A 22,689-nucleotide genomic window follows, 5' to 3' on the forward strand; every position below is an offset into this window, starting at 1 on the left:
TGGCAACGCCGTTCCGTCCATCAAGGGTCTGGAGAACCTGGTGGAGGAGGACAACCCGCCGCTGCCCGCGCACGCCAAGACCTTCAACGAGCTGGCTGCCAAGGGCTACGCCGTCCCGCTGAAGATCTCGAACACCGCGGTCGTGGCCGCCAACATCTCCACCGAGGTCGACACGTGGATCAAGGCCAAGATCTCGGCGGTCGACTTCGGCAAGAAGCTCGCCTCCTACATCAACACCGGCAAGGCCTGACACGCCAAGCCACCAAGGCTCACGCCTGAACTCGCTGCCCCGGGACGAGAGATCGTCCCGGGGCAGTGTTCATCTGCCCCGCCCGCCTCGCACTGTGTAAGGGTGGGTTCCATGACCAGGGTTGCCTACGACCTCGAGCACCGTGTGCTCGACAACGGTCTGCACGTCGTGGTCAGCCCCGATCAGCTCGCCCCCGGCGTGGCGGTCAACCTGTGGTACCGCGTCGGCTCGCGCGACGAGATTGCCGGGCGCACCGGGTTCGCCCACCTGTTCGAGCACCTGATGTTCCAAGGGACCTGGACCGGGGTCACCCCCGGTGAGCACCTCGCCGCCATGCAGGCCGCCGGTGGTGAGGCGAACGCGACCACCAGCTTCGACCGCACCAACTACCACGAGACCGTGCACCGAGGTGCGCTCGAACTCGCCCTGTGGCTGGAGTCGCAGCGCATGGGGCACCTGAGGGTCGACCAGATCAACTTCGACACCCAGCGTGACGTGGTCAAGGAGGAGAAGCGCCAGCGTTACGACAACGTGCCCTACGGCGACACCTTCGAACTGCTCACCGCCCAGCACTTCGGCGACCACGCCTACGGACACGTGCCGATCGGCTCGATGGCCGACCTCGATGCCGCCAGCCTGGACGACGTGCAGGCCTTCCACCAGCGCTTCTACCGTCCCTCGAACGCCAGCCTGGTGGTCTGCGGCAAGATCGGCGTCGACGAGGGCTTCGCCCTGGTCGAGCAGCACTTCGCCCACCTGCCCGCCCTCGATCGTCCCGATCGTCGTCCACCGGCATCGCTGGGTCCGCACGACGTCGCCCACGAGGTAGAGGTGGTCCGCCCCGTCCCCCGCGACATGCTGCACCTGGGCTGGCGGGTACCGGTCTTCCACCACCCCGACACCTTGGCGCTCGACCTGGGACTGGGCGTGCTCACCCGCACCCAGTCATCCCGGCTGCACCAGCTGCTGGTCGTCCAGCGGGAACTGGCCGAAGGTGTTTCGGCGCACACCATGGGTCTGGAGACCGGCACCAACCTGGCCCTGGTCAGCGCACGCGCCCGCCAGGACGGACCGAGCGACGAACTCGAGCGGGTGCTGCGCGAGGCGCTCGCGGAGTTCGCCGCCACCGGCCCCACCGAGGCCGAACTCGATCGCGCCCACGCCCAACTCGAGCGCGAGTGGTTGAGCGAACTGGCCACCGTCGACTCCCGAGCCGATGCGATCAACCACTTCTCGGTCGCCCTGGGCGACCCCCAACGGCTCAACACCCACCTCGATGAACTGCTGGCCATCACCCCCGAACGGATCGCTCAGGCGCTGAGCCAGTGGCTCGACCCTGAACACTGTTCCGTGCTGCGCTACCGGCGCGAGGAGGCGTGATGGACCAGCGTATCCCCCACCGCCCGCGACCGGACGTCCAGGCGGCCCCGTCGTGGCGCTTCCCGCAGCCCGCGGTGACCACACTGCCCAACGGCATCGAGCTGTGGAGCTTCCACCTGCCGGGCCAGCACGTCGTGGCCACCGACGTCCAGGTCGAACTGCCGCTGGCCAGCGAGCCCAGGGACCTCGAGGGCGTGGCCAGCATCGCCCTGCGCACGGCGGACGAGGGCACGCTGCCACACCCGGGCAGCCAGATCGCCGAGCGGCTCGAGGACGCCGGTGCCGCGTTCGGCGGCGAACTCGACCACGAGGCCACCACCTGCACCCTCGACGTTCCCTCCACCCGGCTGGCGCAGGCGCTGCCGCTGTTGGCCGAGATCGTCACCCAGCCGAGCCATGCCGCCGCCGACGTCGACCGCCACGTGGCCCTGCGCCTGGCCCAGATCGACCAGATCCGGGTGCAGGGACCCCAGCGGGCCAACCAGGCCTTGCGACAGGTCACCTGGTGGTGGGACTCGCGACGGTCGCGTCCCGGCGCTGGTCTGGCCGACTCGGTGGCGAGGGTGACCCGTGACGACGTGGCAGACTTCCACGCCCGGCACTGGACGCCGGCCGCGACCCGGGTGCTGGTCGCCGGTGACCTCTCCGACACAGCTGACCTGGTTGGGCTGGTCGAGCGCTCGTTCGCCGACTGGGCCACCCCGGGTACGCGCCCGTCACCGGTGCGCGAGGAACCTCTGCCCACCCCACCGGGCCCGGTCGTGCACCTGGTCGACCGCCCGGGGGCGGTGCAGGTCGACCTGCGGATCGGCGGTACCTCGGTCGACCGGCTGCACCCGGACTTCGCCGCCCTGCAGACCGCCTGCGTGGCGGTCGGCGGGTCGTTCATGTCCAGGCTCAACCGGGTGCTGCGCGAGGAGCGCGGCTACACCTACGGCGTCAGCCTGGGCGCGGTGCCGATGCTGCACGCCGGACAGTGGACCCTGGCCGGAAGCTTCCGCACCGAGGTCGCCGTCGCCGCCCTGATGGAGGCCCGCGGACTGCTCGACCTGGTCTCGAACCCACTCACCGGCGACGAGGTCGACGACGCACGCACCCAACTGGTCGACATGGCCGCGCTGCGCTACGACACCCCCGCCTCGATCATCTCCCAGGCACGCCGACTGGCCCTGGTCGGGCTCGATCCCGACCAGGTCAACCGCCATTTCGCCAATGTCACAGCCGTGGGCACCGACGAGGCGTCAGCGGCCTTCAGTCGCCACATCGGCCCGGACGAGGGCCACATCGTCCTGGTCGGTGACGCCGAGGCCCTCACCCGTGACCTCGAACTCGACGGCTACGAGGTCCGTCCGCTCGAGGTCTACTGATCGCCAACAGGCCCGACCACTGGGTTCTGGCCTTCAGCGGCCCGACAGGGCCAGCGCCTCGGCGACCTTCGCACGAGCCACCTGCACCTGCTTCTGGTAGCCGGCGAGGTCACCGTTCTTCAGCGACTCCTCGGCCGCCTTGAACGCTGCGTCGGCTTCTGCGAGAAGCTTCGTCACCGTCGGGTTGGTGGTCGTCGAGCCTCCGCCCTCATCGGTGGGGTCCTCGCCGGTGTCGGCGCCTGAATCGCCACCGAAGACCTGGTCGAGGGCCTGCTGCAGGGTGTCACCGATGCCCACCTGCTCACCGAAGCGGACCACCACGAAGCGCAGGGCCGGGTAGCCACCCTGGTTCGACGAGACGCGCTGGGTGTAGATCGGCTGCACGTAGAGCAGTCCCCCACCCAGCGGCAGGGTCATCAGGTTGCCGTAGTGGGCCTGCGCCGACCCCTGGTTGAGGAAGGGGCGCAACCGCTCGGCCACCACCGGGTTGGTCGTGATCGCATTCATCGTCTGCGAAGGACCGGCGATCTGTTGGGCGTCCTCCATGCGCAGGATGCGCAACGTGCCGTAGTCGGACGACGCGGCGTCGGCGTTCACCGCCAGATAGGCACGCAGGTTCTCGCGCTTGTCGGGGACGAACAACGTGGTCTGGCTGAACACCGGTTCGGAGTCGCCCGGCCACTTGATGCTCAGGTAGTACGGCGGCTCGAGGGTGTTGCCCCCGGCGACCGGGTCGTTGGGCACCCGCCACAGGTCGGTGCCCTGGATCAGGGTGTAGGGGTTGGTGGTGTGGTAGCGGCCCAACACCTCTCGCTGCACCTTGAACAGGTCCTGCGGGTAACGCACGTGCGACAACAGTGAGGGCTGGATCGCCGACTTGGGCTTGACCACGCCCGGATACACCTTCATCCAGGTCTGCAGGATCGGGTCGTCCTCGTCCCAGGCGTAGAGGGTGACGGTGCCGTCGTAGGCGTCGACCACGGCCTTGACCGCGTTGCGCATGTAGTTCACCGGCTGCGACTGCTGCAGCCGCCCGGTTTCGGTGCGGGAGTCGGCGGTCGCGGTGCGCAGGTCGGTACGGGTGGAGTTCGGGTAGTTCGCGCTGAGCGTGTAGCCGTCGAGGATCCAGACGATCCGACCGTCGACCACTGCGGGGAACGGGTCCTGGTCGAGGGTCAACCACGGGGCGACCTCGGCAACCCGCTTGGCCGGCTGGCGGTTGAACAACAGCTTGGACTCGGAGTTGACCCGGTCGGACAGGATCAGGTTCAGGTCGGCGAAGTGGGTGGCGAACAGCACCCGCGACAGCGGGTTGCTCAGCGAGACCCCGCCGGCACCGTCGTAGGTGGTCTTCTGCTCGGCCCCCAGGTCTCCGGAGGTGGGGATGTCGAGTTCGACCGGTGCGGTGCCCTCGGGGGCCCCGACCACCACGTACTGGCTGGCACGCTCGCCGTAGTAGATCCGCGGCTGCGACTCCTTGAGCGGACCGGTGTTGGGGATGTTGCCGGCCAGCCAGACCGGCTCACCGTTGCTCTCGCGCTGGTTGCCGTAGGCGGCCACCAGCCCATAGCCGTGGGTGTAGACCGTGTGCAGGTTGTTCCATGACCGATCGGGGATGTTGTTGACGTCGATCTCGCGTGCGGCGACGACGGCGTCGGTGACGGTGCCGTTGACGTTGTATCGGTCGACGTCGAGCACCGAGGGGAAGGAGTAGTAGCCGCGCACCTGCTGGCGCTGCTCGAAGGTGGCCGGGATCCGGGCAGGGTCCATCAGCCGGATCGCCGGCAGTGCGGCGGCGTCGCTGCGCAGCTGGCCGGCGCTGGCGGTGGTGACCGCCGGGTAGTCCTCGATCTCGACCCGGTCTATGCCGAACGCGGCTCGGGTCGCCGCAATGTTCGTCTCGAGGTAGGGGCGCTCCAGCTCCTGCTCGCTGGGCTTGGTGTGGAAGCGTTGCAGCGCGGCCGGGTAGATGCCCTGCACCACCAGCGAGGCCACCAGCATGACCAGGATGGCCAGACCTGGGATCGACCAGCGTCGCACCCGGGCGTTGGCGAAGAACAGCGCCGCGCACACGAAGCTGATCACCGCGATCACCACCTTGCCGGTCATCCGGGCGTGATGGTCGGTGTAGCCGACACCGGTGAACAGCGAGTTCTGGTTGATCGCGAAGCCATACCGGTCGAGCAGGCTGCTCAGGCCGTAGAGCACCAGCAGCACGCCCATCATCACCGACAGGTGGGCCTGTGCGGGGCTGTCGAAGGGACTGCGTCGGCGCACGGTGACCACCCCGGGCGGACCGGACATGTTCAGGGTGCGCAGCGCTCCGTTGGCGAAGTGGGTCAGTGTGGCGCCCACCAGGGCGGCCACCACGACGCTCATCGCGAAGCCGACGACGAACCGCCACCAGGGGTAGCTGAACACGAAGAAGCTCACGTCGAGTCCGGTCCATGGGTCACGCACGCCGAAGCCCGTGGCGTGGCGCCAGGCCAGGAACATGTCGGTGCGCTCGACCGCCGACACCCCGGCCAGCAGGCCGAACGCGAGGGCGGGCAGGATGATCGAGGTGCGGGAGCGGCGCTGGATGAGTTCGCGGTAGCGCGCCAGCATCGCCGAGGTGTCCTCGGGGCGAATCCTCGGACGCATCCGCTGCGCCAGCCACATCATCGACCCCACACCCAGGGCCATCGCCAGCCCGAAGACCACGAACAGCAGCACACTGGCTGCCAGCCTGGTGGTGTAGACCGACTGGAAGCCCACCTCGCGGAACCACAGCCAGGTGGCGGCGATCTCGGTGGCGATCAGGTAGATGACCAGCAGGGCCGCCACGACTGCGGCCACCACACCCCAGCGCACTCCACGGCGTTCGGTCATCGCAGCGTCTCCCACAGGGCCTTGGTCAGTGCTGGTACGAACTCGGGTCCGCCGACGAGGTCATCGGGGTTCGAGACCACGCGTCCCAGGCCGTACTGGCTGCCGTCACGCAGGGCGCCTGCCACCAGGCGGATGTCGACACGGTGCGGATGTCTCGCCACGAACAGACTGGCCTCGTGCGGGTCCTGGGGTAGCTCGTGCTCGTACTCGGGTGGCACGGTGGCGTGCTCGAAGGCAATCGCGCAACCGGCGACCGAGGCTGGCCAGGCGATGCCTGCCAGGGTCTGGTCGAGCCGCTCGCCAGCGTGGAAGTCCTCCTGTTCGACCGATGACAACCCGTCAGGAGCGCCCACCGACAGGTGTTCGGCCAACGACGGCTCGTTGCGGATCAGTTCATCGGTGCGCACCAGCGCGAACAGTCGTGCCGGCTGGTCCCAGCCCGAGCGCGACACATGGCGCTCGATGTCGGCCAGGGCGGCCACCAGAGCGTCGGGAACACTGTGGTCCTGCTCGCTCAACAGCGAGGCACCCCCTCCGAGTTGTTCTGCTTGATCTTCTGCAGGCTGCTGATCGCCTCACGAAGCGTCGAGACCTTGACCAGGTCGAGCTTGGTGCGCAGCCCCTGCACGTCCTGACAGTTCTGCGCGGGCACCAGGAACACCTTGGCGCCGGCCTTCTCGGCGCCCGCGACCTTCTCCTGGATGCCGCCGATCGGCGAGACGGTGCCGTCGGCGGAGATCGAGCCGGTGCCGGCGACGTTCATGCCGGCGAGCAGGTCGTTCTCGGTGACCAGGTCGTAGATGGCCAGGGCGAACACCAGTCCGGCTGACGGGCCGACGATGTTGGGGTCGATCCCGTAGCTGACCTTGGCCTGGTACTTGTGCCCGAGGTCGAGGCTGATGCCCACGTAGGGGACGGCCTTCTCCTTGGGCCCCGGTGCGGTCTGGATGGTCACGTCGACCGGTGCCCCGTCGCGCTCGACGGTGAACACGACCGACTCCCCCACCTGGTGGCGTCGGATCCGGTTGCGCACGTCGTCCACGGTCTGCACCGCCACGTCGTCCACCTCGGTGATCAGGTCGCCGGGCATCAACTTGCCGTTGGCCGGGCCCGACACGACGACGCTGACCACCATCGGCAGTTCGAGCACCGGCTGCCCGGCAGCGCGCAGCGCGGCGACCACGGCCGCACGCTGCGAGTTGTCCATCATGGCCACTTCTTCGGACTTGACCTGTTCGGTCGACTTCGAGCGGGGGTAGACCACCTCACGGGGCAGCACGTCGCGCTTGGGCAGCCAGTACGACAGCACCGATTCCGGCAGCGACACGAACGAGTCCACCCGGGTGACCGAGACGGTGGTCATTCGCAGGTGCCCGTTGAGCGGGGTGGTGGGCAGTCCCTGCACGGTGATCATCGGCTGGCCCGCGGAGTTGTTGCCAGCCAGGTCGACGGTGCGTCCGGGGGCCCATGACACGAACGGGACCGGTGCGAGCGCGATCACCGCGGCGAGCGCGATGAACACCACGGCAGCCACCATTGAGGTGAGCGTGTTGGTGGTCAGTGGCCCCCGCAACCAGCGACGCAGACGCCGACCACGGGGCCGCTTCCCCGGTGCCGCCGGGGCAGGCGTGTCAGCGCTCATGGCCCGAACCCTACAGGCAGCCGCCAACCACGGCCGAGGCGCACACGGTTGCCCGCTGCGGTTCAATGGGAGTGCTGTTCAATGGTGCTGTCGCCGCGCTCGCTCTGCGACCTCGACGACACCCGCAGCCCGACCCGGCCAGGAGGCCACACACACGATGAACGACACCCCTGACCACGACCCTCGTCCCGGCGACCAGCCCGAGGGCGACCCGGTCGACCCCTTCCGCCAACTGTTCGAGCAGATGGGCATGGGCAACGGCGACCAACCGCTCGACCTGAACGCCCTGATGGCGCAGGTGCAGCGCCTGCTGGGCGGGTCCGGACTGCTCGGTGGCGCCGCCGGCATGGGCGGTGCGGGCAGTGCCACCGGCTCGCCGATCGACTGGACGCAGGCCCGGGTGGCCACGCGACACCTGAGTGCGGCCAGGGGCAGCGACCCCTCCCCGACTCCCAGCCAGCAGCGTGGCCTGGCCGACGCGGCCCGCCTGGCCGAACTGTGGCTCGACGAGGCATGCGAGTTCCCCGCCGTGACGGCGACCCCCCAGGTGTGGAGCCGGGCGGAGTGGATCGAGCAGACCCTCGACTCGTGGAAGCCGATCGTCGAACCGATCGTCACCTCACTGGGCGACGCGATGGCCGGGTTGTTGGCCACCGACGGTCACGAGGACGACCCGATGGCGGCGATGGCCACGATGTTCGTGCCGATGCTGCGCCAGATGGCCGGTGGCATGTACACGATGCAGTTCTCGCAGGCCTTGGCCGAACTGTCCGGCCAGGTGGTCTCGGGCACCGAGATCGGCATCCAGTTGCTCAGCCGGCCACGCGTCACGCTGATGCAGTCCAACATCGACACCCACTTCGCCGACCTCGACCTGCCCAGCGACGACATTCGGTTGTACCTGACCCTGCGCGAGGCGGCCCGGCAGCGGCTGTTCAGCGCGGTCGGATGGCTCGCACCGCAGTTGCTGGCGCTGGTGGAGCACTACGCTCACGAGACCCGCATCGACCGTGACGTGATCGAGTCGACCATCGCGATGGACGACATCGGCTCACTCACCCCCGAGCGCCTGCAGGAGCTGTCCCAGCAGTTGCAGGGCAAGCTGTTCGAACCGACCCAGACCGACGAGCAGCGGGCGGTGCTGCAACGGCTGGAGACCCTTCTCGCCCTCACCGAGGGGTGGGTCGACCACGTGGTCGCAGTCGCCGCGACTCGGTGGATGCCGAACCATGCCGCACTGGCCGAGACCCTGCGGCGTCGCCGGGGCGTGGGCGGGCCCGCCGAGAAGGTGTTCCAAGCCCTGGTGGGGCTCGAGCTTCGTCCCCGCCGGGTGCGGGACGCTCAGAACCTGTGGGCAGCCATCGATGCCGAGCGTGGCGCGGTCGCCCGTGACGGGCTGTGGTCGCATCCTGACCTGCTGCCCTCGGCGTCGGCGCTGGACGACCCGATGGGCTATGTCGTAGGTGAGGCCGAGGGAGGCGACCAGGCGGCCGACGAGTCGTTGGACGACCTCGACCGTGAGCTGGCCAAGCTGCTCGAGCAGGAGGGCCGCGAGCAGGACTGAGCAGGGCGCGCTGGCACCTTGACGTTGACGTCGGCCTGCCACTAGCGTTACGGGCGAAGCCCCCGGAGGGAGCGGACCGCGTGCAGGGGAAGGCATGCGACCGCGAAGACCGGGGGCTTCTCCCTTCGGCGGAACTGCGGCGCGTCGTGAGGCGCCGACGGGCACAGCACCCCCTGCTTCGCTACAGTGTGCGGGTAGTTGTCCCGTGTTCCCCACTCGGTTGGGGGGTGTGGGAGCCCCTAACAACAAGGAGGAAACGTGGCTGACGAGACCTACAGCGGTGAGTTCTACTGCGTGAAGTGCAAGGACAAGCGCAAGGCCGAGGGCAACGTCGTGGTCAACGACAAGGGCACCCGGATGGCCAAGGCCAAGTGCCCCGAGTGCGGCACCAACCTGAACCGCATCCTGGGTCGCGCCTGAGCCAAGGCGACACCCGCAACTTCCGACGGGACGGATCCTGACAAGGGTCCGTCCCGTCGGCGTTCTGCGGGTGTTGTCCGGGTGTTGCCCGCGTCGGGCGTGGGCATGGACGAGTGATCGTCGGCTGCGCAGGCTGTCGGCATGGAGATCGCCACCGCACCGTCGCCGCACAGCCCGCTCGACGCCGACCTCGTCGAGATCGGCGGACGATGGCGACTGGTCGACCGGCATGGTGACCAGTGGGACCTCGGCACCTTGGACCAGGTCACCATCGACGCCCTCATCGCGATGCGCACCGGTGGCGCGATCGACCAGGAGCTGTTCGACGACCTCGACCTGCACGGCCTGATCAGTCCGCCCACCAAGCGGCTGTCGGTGGCCGTGGTCGGGTCACGCGCCGCGGCCGGCGCCTGTGCCCGCGCTGTCCTCGACGTGCCCGGCAGCTCACTGCTGGTACTCGACCCGCGTGGCCTGGTGATGGCCACCCACCGTCAACGGCGTCCGCTGACCGGCGCCGACGACCTGAGGCGTGACCTGCTCGCGGCTGGCGCCGACCCCGCACGAGTGGTCGCCCAGGGCCACTGGTCGGAGTTGGGCGCCGACGCTCCGGTCGACCTGGTCGTGGTGGCCGAGCGCCAGGTCGAGGCTGACCGGGCAATCACCGATCACTTGGTGCGCACCTGCCTGCCCCACCTGGTGGTCACAGCGCACCGCGACCGCGCCACTGTCGGACCGTTCGTCCTCCCCGGCGGCAGCGCCTGCGTGGGGTGTCTCGACCGCCACCACAGCGACCGTGACCCGCACTGGTGGGCAGTGGTCGCGGCACTGGCCCGCAGGCCCGCTCGTCCCGCCGACACCACCGTGGCCTGGATCCAGGCCACGGTGGCGTCGTGGCTGCACACCCTGGCCCGAGACGACGACTGCTTCGGTCGCGGCGAGGTGGTGCAGTTGCAGCTGGGACGAGGGCCGGCCAGCACCGTGCTTTGGCCACCCCACCCCCAGTGCTCCTGTCGCGGGTGATGGCCGTGAGGCTGGCTCACGCGGCGCGAACCACCTGCGCCGCCGCTGGAACCGTCTCGAGCGGGCGGGGGTGCTTGGGCGGGCGTCCACGGGGACGCTTGCGTGCGATGACCACGCCGTTCTGGAACAGCTCGCCGCCCCAGACGCCGTGGGGCTCGCGACGTCGCAGGGCGCCTGCCAGGCACTCCTCGCGCAGCGGGCACGGGCCACAGACCGTCTTGGCGAACTCGACCGTGGCGGGGGCATCGGCGAAGAACACCTCCGGGTCGTGGTCCTGGCAGGGCAGGTCGGCCTGCTCGGCCAGCCACATCAGGTCGGCGCTGGTCGTGTCGGTGCGGGTCACGTCGCGGTTCAACACGTCGTGGCTCATGAGGATCTCCTGTGGATGGTGCCTGTTCTGGGATCCGGGAAATCACGAAGGCCGTGAACCCGGAGTGCGGATTCACGGCCTGGTCGGCAGCTGCACGTCTAGACGAGTGCGCGCGATTCCAGACTGGTCCGCTGGGCGGGAGTGCCCACGTAGGTCTTGGGTCGGGCAGTGGCGGCCCCCGACGGGGTGCACGACATGCCAAGGGTGAGGCCCAAGCCATTGATGATGGTGATCAGCATGGGGGCTCCTCCTCTCCGGACCGGTGTGGGCACGACCTGTTCCACAGGGTGCGCGCCCCACTCTACTGGAACCGGTGTCAGGCCGCGCAACCCATTTTCGACAAGCGCTGATGCCGATCGCTCAGACCAGGGTCGCCCCCTGCGCCGAGCGATGGTCGGCCAGGATCCGGAGCACGTCATCACCGTGGCGCTCGAGCTTGCTCCGCCCGACCCCAGAGATGGCCAGCAGCTCGCTGGAGCTCGTGGGCAACTGCTCGGCGATCGCGATCAGGGTGGCGTCGGTGAACACCACGAACGCCGGCATCGAGGCAGCCTGTGCCACCTCCAGTCGCCACTGCTTGAGCTGTGCCAACAGCGACTCGTCGTACGAACTCGGGCACCCGGCATGGCGGCCCAGCTTGCGATCGGCACCGGTACGCAGGCCCTCGCCGCAGACCCGGCAGACGTCAGCAAGGGTCGTCCCCCTGCGCCGGCCGGCCCGCGGCTTCGGCTCCTCGACCAAGGTGGCCGGGGTCAGACCGTCGAGGAAGCGGGACACCGGGCGGGACGACCGTCCAGGACCACCTCGCGACCATGACAGCCGCAGGTGCCTGCGGGCACGGGTGATGCCGACGTAGAGCAACCGCCGCTCCTCGTCGACCTGGCTCGGCGTGCTGGCCAGGACGAAGGGCAGGGTGCCCTCCTGCACACCGACCAGGGCGACTGCGTCCCATTCCAGCCCCTTGGCCGAGTGCAGTGTCGAGACCACCACCGAATCGGCGACCGGGACGTGCTGCAGGCTCGCTCGTGCGTGCAACTCGTCGGCCAACTGCCCCAACGTGAGCTCCTCGTCGGGGTCGACGTCGCAGCCAACGTCGACCAGCGCCTGCCAGGACTCCCAGCGTTCCCTGACCCGCCCGGAGCCCTGCGGCGGCTCGGACGACCAGCCCAGACCGGTCAACAGTTCGCGCAGTGCGCTCAGCCCCGGCCCTGGGGGGTCCTGCTGGGCACGAGCGCCGAGGTGGGTGAGGGCTTGACGGATCTCGGGCCGTTCGTAGAAGCGTTCGCTTCCCCGCACGCTGTACGGCACACCGAGGTCGGCCAACGCGGCCTCGAGCGCAGGAGCCTGCGCGTTGATCCGGGTGAGCACCGCCATCTCGCGCCAGGGCGTCCCGCTGGCGTGCAGGTCGCGGAACCAGGACGCCACGGCGCGAGCCTCGGCCGCCCCGTCGGGAAGGCTCGCGAACTCCGGATCGGGTCCGTCCGGCGCCTGCGCGACGAGGTTGAGCGGGGCTGGCTGGTCGCGGCGGCGAGGGGCCCGCGCCAGCACCCGGTTGGCGAGTTGGACGACCTGGGGTGTGCTGCGGTAGTCGCGCACCAGGCGCACCTCGCGGCAGTTCGGGTGCGCCGCGGAGAATCCCAGCAGGTGCTCGGGACGCGCTCCGGCGAAGCCGTGGATGGACTGCTGCGGATCGCCGACCACGCACAGGTCGACCGAGTCGCCCACCCAGGCGTCGAGCAGGGTCTGCTGCAGGGGGCTGACGTCCTGGTACTCGTCGACCACGAAGTGTCGGTAGCGCCCGCGCACCTGCTCAGCGACGTCAGGGTGTTCGTGCAGCAGGGCGACGGTGCACAGCAGGATGTCGTCGAAGTCGATCACCCCGCGTTCGCGCTTGGCGGCCTCGTAGGCGCCCAGTACCCGGGCCACGGCTGCCGGTTCCAGGCCGGCGACCTGGCGGCCGGTCGCCCTTGCCAGGCGTGGGTAGTCGCCGATGGTGACGTTGGAGACCTTGGCCCACGAAATCTCGCCGAGCAGGTCGCGCAGCAGCGCGGTGTCGGCCGACAGTCCGCACTCGTGGGCGGCCTGCGCCGCGAGCCCCATCCGCTGGTCGCTGACCGGGGGCAGCTCGACCCCGTAGGCACGCGGCCAGAAGTGCTGCACCTGCCTCAGGGCGGCGGAGTGGAAGGTGCGAGCCTGCACCCCTGCCACACCCAACGCCTGCAGGCGCGAGCGCATCTCGCCGGCAGCACGGGTGGTGAAGGTGACGGCCAACGTCCGTCCTGGGTCGTGGGCGCCGACCAGCGCCGCATGGGCGATCCGGTGGGTGATCGCCCGGGTCTTGCCCGTTCCTGCCCCGGCGAGCACCACGACCGGCCCATCGAGTGCGGTCGCCACCTGACGCTGCTCGGGGTCGAGGGCAGCCAGTACTTGGTCAGGGGTCGCATCCACGCAGGCCACTGTAGGCGGCCGGTCCGACGAGCGCCCCGACCATCCTGCTCGCACAGTTTTGTCAGTGCGGGGCCATAGATTGGTCCGCAGGTTCGCCAACGAGCCATCACCAGTTGTCGAGGGGAGGCCCAGTGCTCGAGGTGTCGGTCGTGCGCACGCTGCGCCAGGCTGCTGACGGCCTGGGCCGGTGGTGGGCCGTGCCCCCTGCAGACCCCTTCGACACCGACCTGCTGGTGACCCCGGGCGCAGGGCACCACCGCTGGTTCTCCCAGCAGCTGGCCCTGGGCCTTGGCGTCACGGCCGGGGTCCGTGCGATCACGATGGCGCAGCTGCGCCGTGACCTCACCGTTCGTCACGCCGACCTCGACCCGAGCTCAGACCCCTGGTCGTCGACCGCGGTCACCGCCACCCTGGTCAGGGTCTTCGAGGACCACTGGCAGTCGGCCTGGATGACACCGGTGCGCAACCACCTTGCCCCGGTGCTCGACGATGTCACCGAGTACGAGCGCCCCGGACGACGGCTGGCCACCGCCACCCGTCTCGCCCGCCTGTTGCTGGGCTACTGCCGACGAGTGCCGTCAATGGTCACCGCGTGGGAGCAGGGCACGGCTGTCGGACCGGACGGACAGCCACTGGTGCACGACCGTTGGCAGTACGAGCTGTGGCGCCAACTCACCCATCGGATCGGCGCCCCCGGACCGCTGCAGCGCCACCGGAGGGTGGTCGAGGCCCTCCGCGACGACTCCGATCGCCAGCGGGTCGCCGTGATCAGCCTCGAACCGCTGGCCCCCCTCGACCTCGAACTGCTCACCGCACTGGGTTCGGGTCGAGCGACCAGGCTGTGGCAGCTGGTCAGCGCCGACCCCGACCGCGTCGGCCCGATGGCCCCGATGGGGCGTCAGGGCGCAGCTGCCCTGGCCCAGTGGCGCGCGGTCGAGGGCATCGAACTGGACGAGTCGGGAACGGTGCTGCCCGACCAGCCCGGCACGACCGCCCTGGGGCGCCTGCAGCAGGTGCTCCGCGGCGCCGACCCCGTCCGCGGGGGCGTGGACCACTCGGTGCAGGTGCACGCCAGCCACGGCGCAGACCGGCAGGTCGAAGTGCTGCGTGAAGTGCTCTGCGGCCTGTTCGACGAGCACCCCGACCTCGAGCCTCGCGACGTGGTGATGGTCTGCCCCGACCTGGACAGGTTCGCTCCCCTGCTGGACGCGGCCTTCGGTCTCGGTGACGACGGGCACCACCCGGGCCATCGACTGCGCGTGCAGACCCCGGGGATGCGCGTCGTCGACAACCAGGCCCTTGCCCTGCTCGAGCGCATCCTGGCGCTGCCGGCCGAGCGCACCACCAGCGCCGACCTGGTCGACCTGTGCGCCAACCCGTGCGTGCGCCACCACTTCGGCTTCGGTGGTGACAACCTCGAGCTCGTCCGGAGCCTGCTGTCACGGGCCCAGGTCCGGTGGGGTCTCGACCTGTCCCACCGTCAGCAGGCCTTCGACCTGCAGGTGCCGCAGTCGACCTGGTTCGCCGGGGTCGAGCGGATGATGCTGGGTGCCACGATGGCCGACACTCCCCCGGCCTGGGTCGGTCTGACCGCTGCCGCCCCGATGACGGACGCCCAGGACCTTGCCGTGGCCGGCTCCTTGGCAGAGCTGGTCTCGCGACTGCGCAAGGTGCGCGCCGACACTGCCACCCCGGCGACCCCCGACCAGTGGGTGACCAGGTTGGACGACGCCCTGGGCATGTTGGCGTCCCTGCCCCGCGACGAGCAGTGGCAGCTGACCGCGGCCCGCGCCGCGGTGCGGTCTTGGGCGTCCCGGGCCGGTGCTGCCGGCGGACGGATGTCACGTGCCGACGTGCACACGATGGTCTCTGGCCTGGCCGGGCGCAGCCACCGACGTCCCGCCTTCGGCAACGGCAACCTGCAGGTGGTCGGTCTGGACGAACTTCGCGGTGTCCCCCACCGAGTCGTGGCCGTGCTTGGGCTGGACGACCAGTGCTTCCCGGCTCGTCCCGGACGAGTGGGCGACGACCTGGTGCCCGTCGCCGACCGGCTCGCCTGGCAGGACCGTCGGCTCAGGTCGCAGGGGGCGCTGCTCGACGCGATCCTGGCCGCCTCCGACCACGTGGTGATCACCCATGCCCACCGCGACTCCCGCACCAACGACCCGATCGACGAGCCGGTCGCCGTCACCGAGTTGAGGGCAGCGATGGCGCTGGTCACCCAACCCCCTGGCCGCACGGCCCCGCTCACCTGGCGTTGGCCGGTGATGACCCATCCCCTGCAGCCTCACGGCGTCGACAACTTCGCGGCCCGCACCGGTGATCGTCCGTTCAGCTTCGACGCCCACTCCCACGCCGCCGCCGGCGCGCTCAGGTTGCGACTGGAGGCCAGGCCCGAACCACCGGTCGATGCGACCACCTGGCGCTTCGACGCGCTCGACCCGGAGGAGCCGGTGGCGCTGGCCGACCTGCTCGCCTTCTGGCGACACCCGGCCAGGGCGTTGCTGCAACACACCATCGGCGCTTCCATGCAACGCCACAGCGAGCACCTGGAGACCCACCTGCCGCTGGAGTTGTTCGCGATGTCGGAGTACACCGTCGGCGAGGGCCTGCTGGCCTCACACGCGAGCGGGCTCACCCGTGACGAGGCGCTGAGCCTTGAGTGGCTGCGCGGCAATGTGCCGCCAGGCCTGATGGGCCGCAAGCAGCTTGAGCGGGTCGCGACCAAGGTCGACCGACTGCTCGACCACAGCCTGCCCCGTGATGCCACGGTCACCGACCACCCGATCAGCCTCACGCTGGGCACCACCCCGTTGACCGGCATGGTGCGGTTGCGCGACGGCCACCTGGTCAGCCAGTCGTTCGCCAGGCTCAAGGGCAGCTCACTGCTCGCGACCTGGCTCGAACTCCTGGCTGTGGTGGCCCAGACCGGGCAGTCGGTCGAGTCCCACGTGGTGCGCAAGGACTCCCGCACCGTGCTGCTGGGCCCCAGCCGCGCTGAGGCCCTCGCGCAGCTGGGGTGGTACCTCACCTGGTACCGGCGAGGCCTGTCTCGCGTGCTGCTGGCGCCGATGGACCAACTGCTTCGCGAAGCCAGTGTCGACGGCCCGTGGGAGCGGGGCGACGACGACCGGGCGAGGGTTGCCCGCGCGTGGGAGTGGAAGAGCGAACGCGATGCCGACTGGGCCATGTTCACCACCGAGCCGTGGGAGGCGCTGCGGGTGCGTGACAGCGGTGTCGACGGCATGACCTTGGTCCAGCTCGCCGACCACGTGTTCGGCCAGATCAGCCAGGCCCGCCGATGACTGTTCGACAGTTCGACGCAGCGCTGATCACCAGTGCAGCGACCACCACGGTGATCGAGGCGAGTGCCGGGACGGGAAAGACCACCGCCATCGCCGGGCTCACCGTCCGTGCCCTGGCCGAGGGCTGGTGCACCGTCGAACAGGTGATGCTGGTGACCTTCGGCAACCGGGCCTCGACCGAGCTGCGCTCCCGCCTGCACGCGCGCCTGGTCGACGCGGTCGAACTGCTCGCCGATCGCCGGCAGCCCGGGGACGGGATCGACCACCTGATCGCCGGCAACGGCGACGAACGTGCGCTGCGCGCCAGCCGGGTGGCGACCGCGCTGCGTGACGTCGACCGGGCGACGATCGCCACGACCCACGGGTTCTGTGCCTCGATGCTGGCTGAACTGGGGGTGCTGGTCGACCACGACAACCGTGAAGTGTTCGCCGACGACCTCGACGAGATCTTCGAGCAGGTGTTTCGCGACTGCTACCTGCGCCAGCACGCCGACGCTGCTCCCTCGCAGTTCCACGTCAGCAAGGCACGCGCGGTCGCCGAGTTCGTCGTGAAGCGCCTGGAACCGCTCGACGGCCCTGAGGGAGTCCCGGCCGAGCACTGGGCGCTGGCCACCGCGGTGCGGGCCGGGCTCGAACAGCGCAAGCGCGTCCTGGGTGTGCACGGCTACGACGACATGGTCACCCGACTGCACCGCGCCCTGCAGGCCGACCTGCCGGCGACGATGTTCGCCGAGGGCGACCCCGTGCTGCGGGCCCGACAGAAGCTGGCCGACCGCTTCCGTTGGGTGATGATCGACGAGTACCAGGACACCGACTCGATGCAGTGGGAGATCGCCCAGGCCGCGTTCGACGGGCGGAGTCCGCTGGTGCTGGTGGGCGATCCCAAGCAGGCCATCTATGCCTTCCGGGGCGCAGACGTGCAGGCCTACCTGCGTGCAGTCGAGGGAAGTGACCAGGTCACCCTCGCCACCAACTGGCGCAGTGGCCACACCGTCGTCGCCGCGGTGGCCCAGCTGTTCGGGCCGCGCGCGCTGGGCACAGGCATCACCCTGCCGACGGTGGGTGCCCACCACGACGACCGCCACCTCGAGGGCGCCGACGGGCCGATGCCGGTGGTGCAGTTGCGCCTGGTGACCGGCGCTGAAGACCGGACGATGTCGGACGTCGAAGCCACCAGGTTGATCACCCACGACGTGGTGGCCGAGGTCACCCGGCTGCTGGCGGCTGAGTTCGTCGAACCGCCATTCGGCTCCTCCGGTCCACAGCGTGCCCGGGTGCACCCCGGCGACATCGCGATCCTGGTGCGCACCAACCGCCGCGGTGACGAGTTGAAGGAGGCACTGCTCGAGGCCGGGGTGCAGGCAGTCTTCTCCGGTGCCGGGTCGGTCTTCGACACCCTCGCCGCCAAGGACTGGCTCCGCCTGCTCGATGCGATGGAGCAGCCGACCACCGCCAACATCCGTCGAGCCACGCTGACGGCCTTCTTCGGCCACGACGTCATGACGCTGTCGCGCCTCGACGACATGGCCGTGGCCGACATCGCGGTGACGATCAAGGATGTCGCCGGGGTGATCACCCGTCATGGCGTGGCCGCGGGCTTCGCCGAACTGTGTGAGCAGCGCGACGTGCTGCGTCGGGTGCTGGGCGGCCAGGACGGGGAGCGGGTGGCCACCGACCTGCGCCACATCAGCCAGCTGCTGCACGACCACCAGCGCCGCACCGACTGCGGCGTGAGCGCCCTGCGGGCATGGCTGGCCGATCGCGTCGACGGTGGTGCCGGCTCCGAAGAGGGTATGCGTCGCCTCGAGAGCGACCGTGGCGCAGTGCAGATCATGACGATCCACCGCTCCAAGGGCCTCGACCTGCCGATCGTGCTCGTACCCGAGGCCTCGACCTGGACCGCACCCACGCGTCGTCGGTTCGAGCCGGTGGTCACCCACGACGACCAGCGGCGGGCCAGGATCAAGCTCGCCCCGACCAAGGCAGAGGAGTCCGCGGCCGACCAGGAAGCGGCAGACGAGGAACTACGGCTGCTCTACGTCGCCCTGACCCGTGCCAAGTACGCCCTGCGCGCCTGGTGGGCGCCCAGTGGACTGAACACGCCTCGTTCGCCTCTGCATCGCGCGCTGGCCGACCTCACGACCACCGCCCAGTCGCCCCCACCGATCGTGGCGCTCGCCGAGGAACCAGCCGCACGCCTGCTGGCTCGGTGGGGTGGCACCCTGTGGCAGGCGACCAGGGTGGTCGAGCCTCCCGCCCCGGCCCGGGCAGCCCTTCCCGACAAGATGACACCTGTGCCTGAACTGCGGCGCTTCGACCGGGAGATCGACCCACACTGGCGCCGCACCAGCTACAGCGCCCTCACCAGCGACGTGCACGACGCCGTGTCGGCCCCAGGACTCCACCCCGCGCCGCGAACCCAGATCGACGACGAGCCGGACGATCTCGACGAGCTTGCAGCAGACGACGGTCCCCCCACCCCGATCAGGGACGACGTCCAGCCCGAGGCCGGTGACCGAAAGGTGTCGCCCCTGGCGAGCTTCCCGGGCGGGGTGCAGTTCGGCACCCTGGTGCACGCCGTGCTGGAGGACCTCGATCCGTCGGTGAATGACCTGGATGCTGAACTGACCCGGGCCAGTGTGGCCGCGCTCGACCAGGTGCCGCTGCCCGACGTGTCGGCCACCGACCTGGCGTTGGGTCTGCGAGAGGTGGTGACCAGTTCGCTGGGGTCGCTGAGCCAGGGGCGGGCGCTCTGCGACTACCCGACCACCGATCGCCTGCCCGAGTTGGTCTTCGAACTACCGATGGCCGACGACACGCGCAGGGCCCACTCGGTGGCCGACCTGGCGGCAGCGTTCACCCGTCATCTCGACGCCTCGGACCCGCTGGGCGACTACGGCGCACGGCTTGGGGCCACGGTGGCCGGTGACCGCTTGTTGGCTGGTTGGCTGACCGGGTCGATCGATGCGGTGCTGCGCCAACGTGATGGCGACACCACCCGCTACCTGGTGCTGGACTACAAGACCAACCGGATGCCACTGCCACCCGACGAGGTGCTGACGGTGCAGCACTACTCCGCGGCGGCCATGGCCGAGGCGATGATGGCCTCCCACTACCCGCTGCAGGCCCTGCTCTACAGCGTGGCCCTGCACCGATTCCTGACCCTGCGCGTTCCCGGCTACGACCCCGACCAGCACCTCGGCGGCGTTGGCTACCTGTTCGTGAGGGGCATGGCTGACGACACGGTCGAGCAACCCCTCGACATGCCCTGGGGTGTGTTCACCTGGCACCCGCCGGCAGCCCTCGTGCTCGAGGCCTCGGCGATCCTGGAGGGACTGTGACCGACATCGCCCGCGACCACGTGATCAGTGCCACCGGTGTGCTGAGGGACTTCAACCTGGCAGGGATCCTCGACCTCGGCGACGTCCACCTCGCCCAGACCGTCGCCCGCCTGCACCGGATCACCGACCCCCGGGTCGTGCTGGCCATGGCGTTGACCGCACGTGCGGTCCGCAACGGCTCGTCCTGCATCGACCTCACCACGATCCGCTCGGAGGTGCGCGAAGACCTGCTCGACCCGGCCCTGCGCGACCTGACAGTCCAGGATGCGGCCTCCCACGATCCGGACGAGGCCACCGCCCTGGTCGAGGCGCTCCCCTGGCCCGAACCCCAGGACTGGTTCGAGGCCCTGCGGTCCTCACCGGCCGTGGCTGACCCCTTCGCCGAGGTGAACCGCTGCCCGCTGCGCCTGGACGACGGCCTGCTGCACCTGGAGCGACACTGGGTCACCGAGCGCCGCATCGAGGGTTTCCTGGCAGCCCGCCGGGCCACCAGCCCGAGCGTGGACACCCAGCTGTTGGACGAGTCGCTGGCCCGGCTGTTCTCCCCCAGCGACCCGCTGCAGGCCCAGGCGGCCAGGGCCGCTGCCACCTCATGGACCTCGGTGGTCGCCGGCGGTCCCGGCACCGGCAAGACCACGACCATCGCACGTCTGCTCGCCGTCCTGGCCAAGGTGCACGGCCAGCCGCCCACAGTGGCGCTGGCTGCACCCAGTGGCAAGGCCGCAGCCAGGCTGCACGAAGCCGTGCTCGGAGCCTGGGCCGCCCCCGACCTGGCCGGCTGGTCGAAACCCAGGATCTCGGCAGGGCTCACCGTGCACCGGCTGCTCGGTGCGCGCGGGCGCCACGGAGGCTTCCGCAAGGGTCCTGACGACCCGCTGGCCCACGACGTGGTGGTGCTGGACGAGGTCAGCATGCTCGACCTGTTCCTGTTCGAGCGCGTCCTGAGCGCCCTGGGCCCACGCACCAGGCTGGTCATGGTGGGCGATCCCCACCAGCTCAGCAGCGTCGAGGCCGGTCGTGTGCTGGCTGACGTGACCCGACTGGGACTGACCGTCTCGCAGGCCGACCCCACCCCGGCCGTGGTCGAGTTGCAGCACAACTACCGATTCAGTGGAGCCATCCAAGATCTGGCCCACGCCGTGCGTTCCGGTGACCACGAGGCCGCTGCCTCGGTGCTGTCATCCGGTGATGACAGCGTCCAACTCGTCGATGTCGACCTGGGCCACGCCAGCTCCACCGAGGTTCCTGGCCTTCTCGACGACCTGCTCGGCCCCCTGACCAGCATGATCGACGCGGCCGAGGCGGGCGACGCGCCGCAGGCGCTGCGTGACCTCGACGAGCACCGCCTGCTGTGCGCGCACCGGGAGGGCCCGTTCGGGGTCGGGCGGTTCACCCGTGAGGTGGCTGAGCTGCTCCGCCGCGCCAGGCCGGGGCATGGTCATGCCGGTGAGCACCATGTCGGTCGTCCGGTGCTGGCCACCACCAACCAGCCCGACATCAACGTCTTCAACGGTGACAGCGGGGTGATGGTGTCCACGCAGTCCGGAGTGCGCCTCGCCCTGGGCCCTGCCGACCAGCACCGCCTGCTGGGGGCATCGTTGGTCGACGGTCTGGAGACGCTGTACGCCATGACGGTGCACAAGTCGCAGGGCAGCCAGTTCAACCACGTGACCGTGGTGCTCCCGCCGCTCGGGTCGCCACTGCTCACCCGGGAACTGCTCTACACGGCCCTCACCCGCGCCACCCAGCGCGTGCGGCTCGTGGGCAACCTCGACCAGGTCGAGGCGGCACTGGCTCGTCCGACCCGACGACTCACCGGCTTGGCGCGGGGCACCCGGGCCGAGCACGGGCCTCAGATCAGCGGCTGATCCTCCGGGGAAGGCAACCGACCGGCCCGCCACGCCTCGATGACCCTCCTGGCGACCGACCCGGGTCCGGGCGGCAGCACGATCCCTGAGCCAAGGGCGCGCTCGTAGTCGCTGCGGCCGAACCAGCGCACCCACTCCAGTTCGACGCCGTCGGCCACCGGCTCACCGCTCGCCCGAGCCACGAAGGCCAGCATCAGTGAGCGCGGAAAGGGCCACGGCTGGCTGACCAGATAGCGCAACGCAGTCACCTGCAGCTGGCTCTCCTCACCGACCTCACGCACCACCGCCGCCTCGACCGACTCCCCAGCCTCGGTGAACCCGGCCAGCAGCGAGGCTCGTCCGGTCGGCCACGTCAGCTGGTGGCCCAGCAACAACCGGTCATCCTCGTCGACCACGGCCACGATCATCGCCGGGTCGGTGCGTGGGAAGACCAGGCGGCCGCAGTCGAGGCACCGTCTCGAGAAGCCGCCGTCGACCGGCACGGTCTGGCCGTGGCAACGCTCGCAGCGCGGTTCGGTGTCGTGCCAGGCCAGGATCGCCGTCGCTGCCATCACCACCTGGTGCTGCTCGCTGCTCAGGCCGCTCGCCTCACGCAGGCTGGTACCCCCGTGCACCTCACCTCGACGCGCGAACCACGGACCGGACGGCCCAACGCCCAGGAACACCTCGCCCGACTCCTCCGGCAGCAGCGGCCCGCTGGTGCCCACGGGTTCGGACGCGAACATCCCGTCGGGGTCGACAACCAGCACCCGGGCCTTGAGGTCGGCGCGGTGCTGGGCGAGACGCCGCCGGTCACGGCGATCATCAGCGCGGCGGTCAAGGACGTGGTCGAGCACGAGGCTG

At 70.0% G+C, this 22,689-nt stretch carries 15 protein-coding genes and 1 pseudogene; 9 read left to right on the forward strand and 7 right to left on the reverse strand.

Annotated elements, in window-relative coordinates:
- The 3 genes and pseudogenes from IE660_RS03675 to IE660_RS03685 form a co-directional block, all read left to right on the forward strand.
- Positions 1–250, forward strand: a pseudogene (locus tag IE660_RS03675) (ABC transporter substrate-binding protein); the annotation flags it as partial.
- A gap of 111 nt (positions 251–361) precedes the next feature.
- Complete coding sequence (locus IE660_RS03680) at positions 362–1,630, forward strand: M16 family metallopeptidase (protein ID WP_203567008.1); 1,269 nt, start codon at positions 362–364, stop codon at positions 1,628–1,630.
- Positions 1,630–2,997, forward strand: coding sequence for a M16 family metallopeptidase (locus IE660_RS03685; protein ID WP_203567009.1), 1,368 nt, complete (start codon positions 1,630–1,632; stop codon positions 2,995–2,997). The genes IE660_RS03680 and IE660_RS03685 overlap by 1 nt, the downstream gene beginning before the upstream one ends.
- A gap of 33 nt (positions 2,998–3,030) precedes the next feature.
- On the opposite strand, the gene IE660_RS03690 is transcribed toward IE660_RS03685, so the two are convergent.
- From IE660_RS03690 to IE660_RS03700, 3 genes are read right to left on the reverse strand one after another with little or no spacing between them, the layout of a single operon-like run.
- Positions 3,031–5,868: a UPF0182 family membrane protein gene (locus IE660_RS03690; protein WP_203567010.1), complete on the reverse strand. Its 2,838-nt coding sequence runs from the start codon at positions 5,866–5,868 to the stop codon at positions 3,031–3,033.
- Positions 5,865–6,389, reverse strand: a complete 525-nt coding sequence (locus IE660_RS03695) for a PPA1309 family protein (RefSeq protein WP_203567379.1) — start codon at positions 6,387–6,389, stop codon at positions 5,865–5,867. Before IE660_RS03695 ends, IE660_RS03690 begins: the two co-directional genes overlap by 4 nt.
- A complete protein-coding gene (locus IE660_RS03700) occupies positions 6,383–7,510 on the reverse strand; it encodes a YlbL family protein (protein ID WP_203567011.1) in 1,128 nt (375 codons plus the stop codon). The genes IE660_RS03695 and IE660_RS03700 overlap by 7 nt, the downstream gene beginning before the upstream one ends.
- Positions 7,511–7,667: 157 nt before the next feature.
- Between IE660_RS03700 and IE660_RS03705 the strand changes: the two genes are divergently transcribed.
- The 3 genes from IE660_RS03705 (at position 7,668) to IE660_RS03715 (ending at position 10,514) form a co-directional block, all read left to right on the forward strand.
- Positions 7,668–9,074, forward strand: coding sequence for a zinc-dependent metalloprotease (locus tag IE660_RS03705; RefSeq protein WP_203567012.1), 1,407 nt, complete (start codon positions 7,668–7,670; stop codon positions 9,072–9,074).
- 258 nt (positions 9,075–9,332) lie between these two features.
- Positions 9,333–9,494: a DUF5679 domain-containing protein gene (locus IE660_RS03710; protein ID WP_203567013.1), complete on the forward strand. Its 162-nt coding sequence runs from the start codon at positions 9,333–9,335 to the stop codon at positions 9,492–9,494.
- Positions 9,495–9,635: 141 nt separating this feature from the next.
- Positions 9,636–10,514: a hypothetical protein gene (locus IE660_RS03715; RefSeq protein ID WP_203567014.1), complete on the forward strand. Its 879-nt coding sequence runs from the start codon at positions 9,636–9,638 to the stop codon at positions 10,512–10,514.
- Between the two features lie 16 nt (positions 10,515–10,530).
- On the opposite strand, the gene IE660_RS03720 is transcribed toward IE660_RS03715, so the two are convergent.
- The 3 genes from IE660_RS03720 to IE660_RS03730 form a co-directional block, all read right to left on the reverse strand.
- Positions 10,531–10,884 carry a WhiB family transcriptional regulator gene (locus tag IE660_RS03720; RefSeq protein ID WP_407928988.1) on the reverse strand — a complete coding sequence of 118 codons (354 nt, stop codon included), beginning with the start codon at positions 10,882–10,884 and terminating at the stop codon, positions 10,531–10,533.
- 98 nt (positions 10,885–10,982) lie between these two features.
- Positions 10,983–11,123 (reverse strand): hypothetical protein, encoded by a 141-nt coding sequence (locus IE660_RS03725; RefSeq protein WP_203567015.1) that lies wholly within the window; start codon positions 11,121–11,123, stop codon positions 10,983–10,985.
- A gap of 121 nt (positions 11,124–11,244) precedes the next feature.
- Complete coding sequence (locus IE660_RS03730) at positions 11,245–13,341, reverse strand: ATP-dependent DNA helicase UvrD2 (RefSeq protein ID WP_407928989.1); 2,097 nt, start codon at positions 13,339–13,341, stop codon at positions 11,245–11,247.
- Positions 13,342–13,463: 122 nt separating this feature from the next.
- Between IE660_RS03730 and IE660_RS03735 the strand changes: the two genes are divergently transcribed.
- The 3 genes from IE660_RS03735 to recD are packed head-to-tail and all read left to right on the forward strand — an operon-like array spanning position 13,464 to position 21,846.
- On the forward strand, positions 13,464–16,637 hold the full coding sequence (locus IE660_RS03735; RefSeq protein ID WP_203567017.1) for an exodeoxyribonuclease V subunit gamma: 3,174 nt from the start codon (positions 13,464–13,466) through the stop codon (positions 16,635–16,637).
- Positions 16,634–19,978, forward strand: a complete 3,345-nt coding sequence (locus IE660_RS03740) for a UvrD-helicase domain-containing protein (RefSeq protein ID WP_203567018.1) — start codon at positions 16,634–16,636, stop codon at positions 19,976–19,978. Before IE660_RS03735 ends, IE660_RS03740 begins: the two co-directional genes overlap by 4 nt.
- Positions 19,975–21,846 carry an exodeoxyribonuclease V subunit alpha gene (gene recD / locus IE660_RS03745; RefSeq protein WP_203567019.1) on the forward strand — a complete coding sequence of 624 codons (1,872 nt, stop codon included), beginning with the start codon at positions 19,975–19,977 and terminating at the stop codon, positions 21,844–21,846. Before IE660_RS03740 ends, recD begins: the two co-directional genes overlap by 4 nt.
- Here the strand turns inward: recD and nudC are convergent.
- Positions 21,831–22,682, reverse strand: a complete 852-nt coding sequence (nudC, locus tag IE660_RS03750) for an NAD(+) diphosphatase (protein ID WP_203567020.1) — start codon at positions 22,680–22,682, stop codon at positions 21,831–21,833. The genes recD and nudC overlap by 16 nt on opposite strands.
- Positions 22,683–22,689: the final 7 nt, after the last annotated feature.

The organism is Aestuariimicrobium ganziense (assembly GCF_015352975.1).
In the GTDB taxonomy this organism is placed as follows: domain Bacteria; phylum Actinomycetota; class Actinomycetes; order Propionibacteriales; family Propionibacteriaceae; genus Aestuariimicrobium; species Aestuariimicrobium ganziense.

What these genes read in the sequence shown, in the direction of transcription:
- IE660_RS03680 (WP_203567008.1), top strand. Translation starts at nt 362, where the DNA reads ATGACCAGGGTTGCCTACGACCTCGAGCACCGTGTGCTCGACAACGGT.
- IE660_RS03685 (WP_203567009.1), top strand. Translation starts at nt 1,630, where the DNA reads ATGGACCAGCGTATCCCCCACCGCCCGCGACCGGACGTCCAGGCGGCC.
- IE660_RS03690 (WP_203567010.1), bottom strand. Translation starts at nt 5,868, where the DNA reads ATGACCGAACGCCGTGGAGTGCGCTGGGGTGTGGTGGCCGCAGTCGTG.
- IE660_RS03700 (WP_203567011.1), bottom strand. Translation starts at nt 7,510, where the DNA reads ATGAGCGCTGACACGCCTGCCCCGGCGGCACCGGGGAAGCGGCCCCGT.
- IE660_RS03705 (WP_203567012.1), top strand. Translation starts at nt 7,668, where the DNA reads ATGAACGACACCCCTGACCACGACCCTCGTCCCGGCGACCAGCCCGAG.
- IE660_RS03715 (WP_203567014.1), top strand. Translation starts at nt 9,636, where the DNA reads ATGGAGATCGCCACCGCACCGTCGCCGCACAGCCCGCTCGACGCCGAC.
- IE660_RS03720 (WP_407928988.1), bottom strand. Translation starts at nt 10,884, where the DNA reads ATGAGCCACGACGTGTTGAACCGCGACGTGACCCGCACCGACACGACC.
- IE660_RS03725 (WP_203567015.1), bottom strand. Translation starts at nt 11,123, where the DNA reads ATGCTGATCACCATCATCAATGGCTTGGGCCTCACCCTTGGCATGTCG.
- IE660_RS03740 (WP_203567018.1), top strand. Translation starts at nt 16,634, where the DNA reads ATGACTGTTCGACAGTTCGACGCAGCGCTGATCACCAGTGCAGCGACC.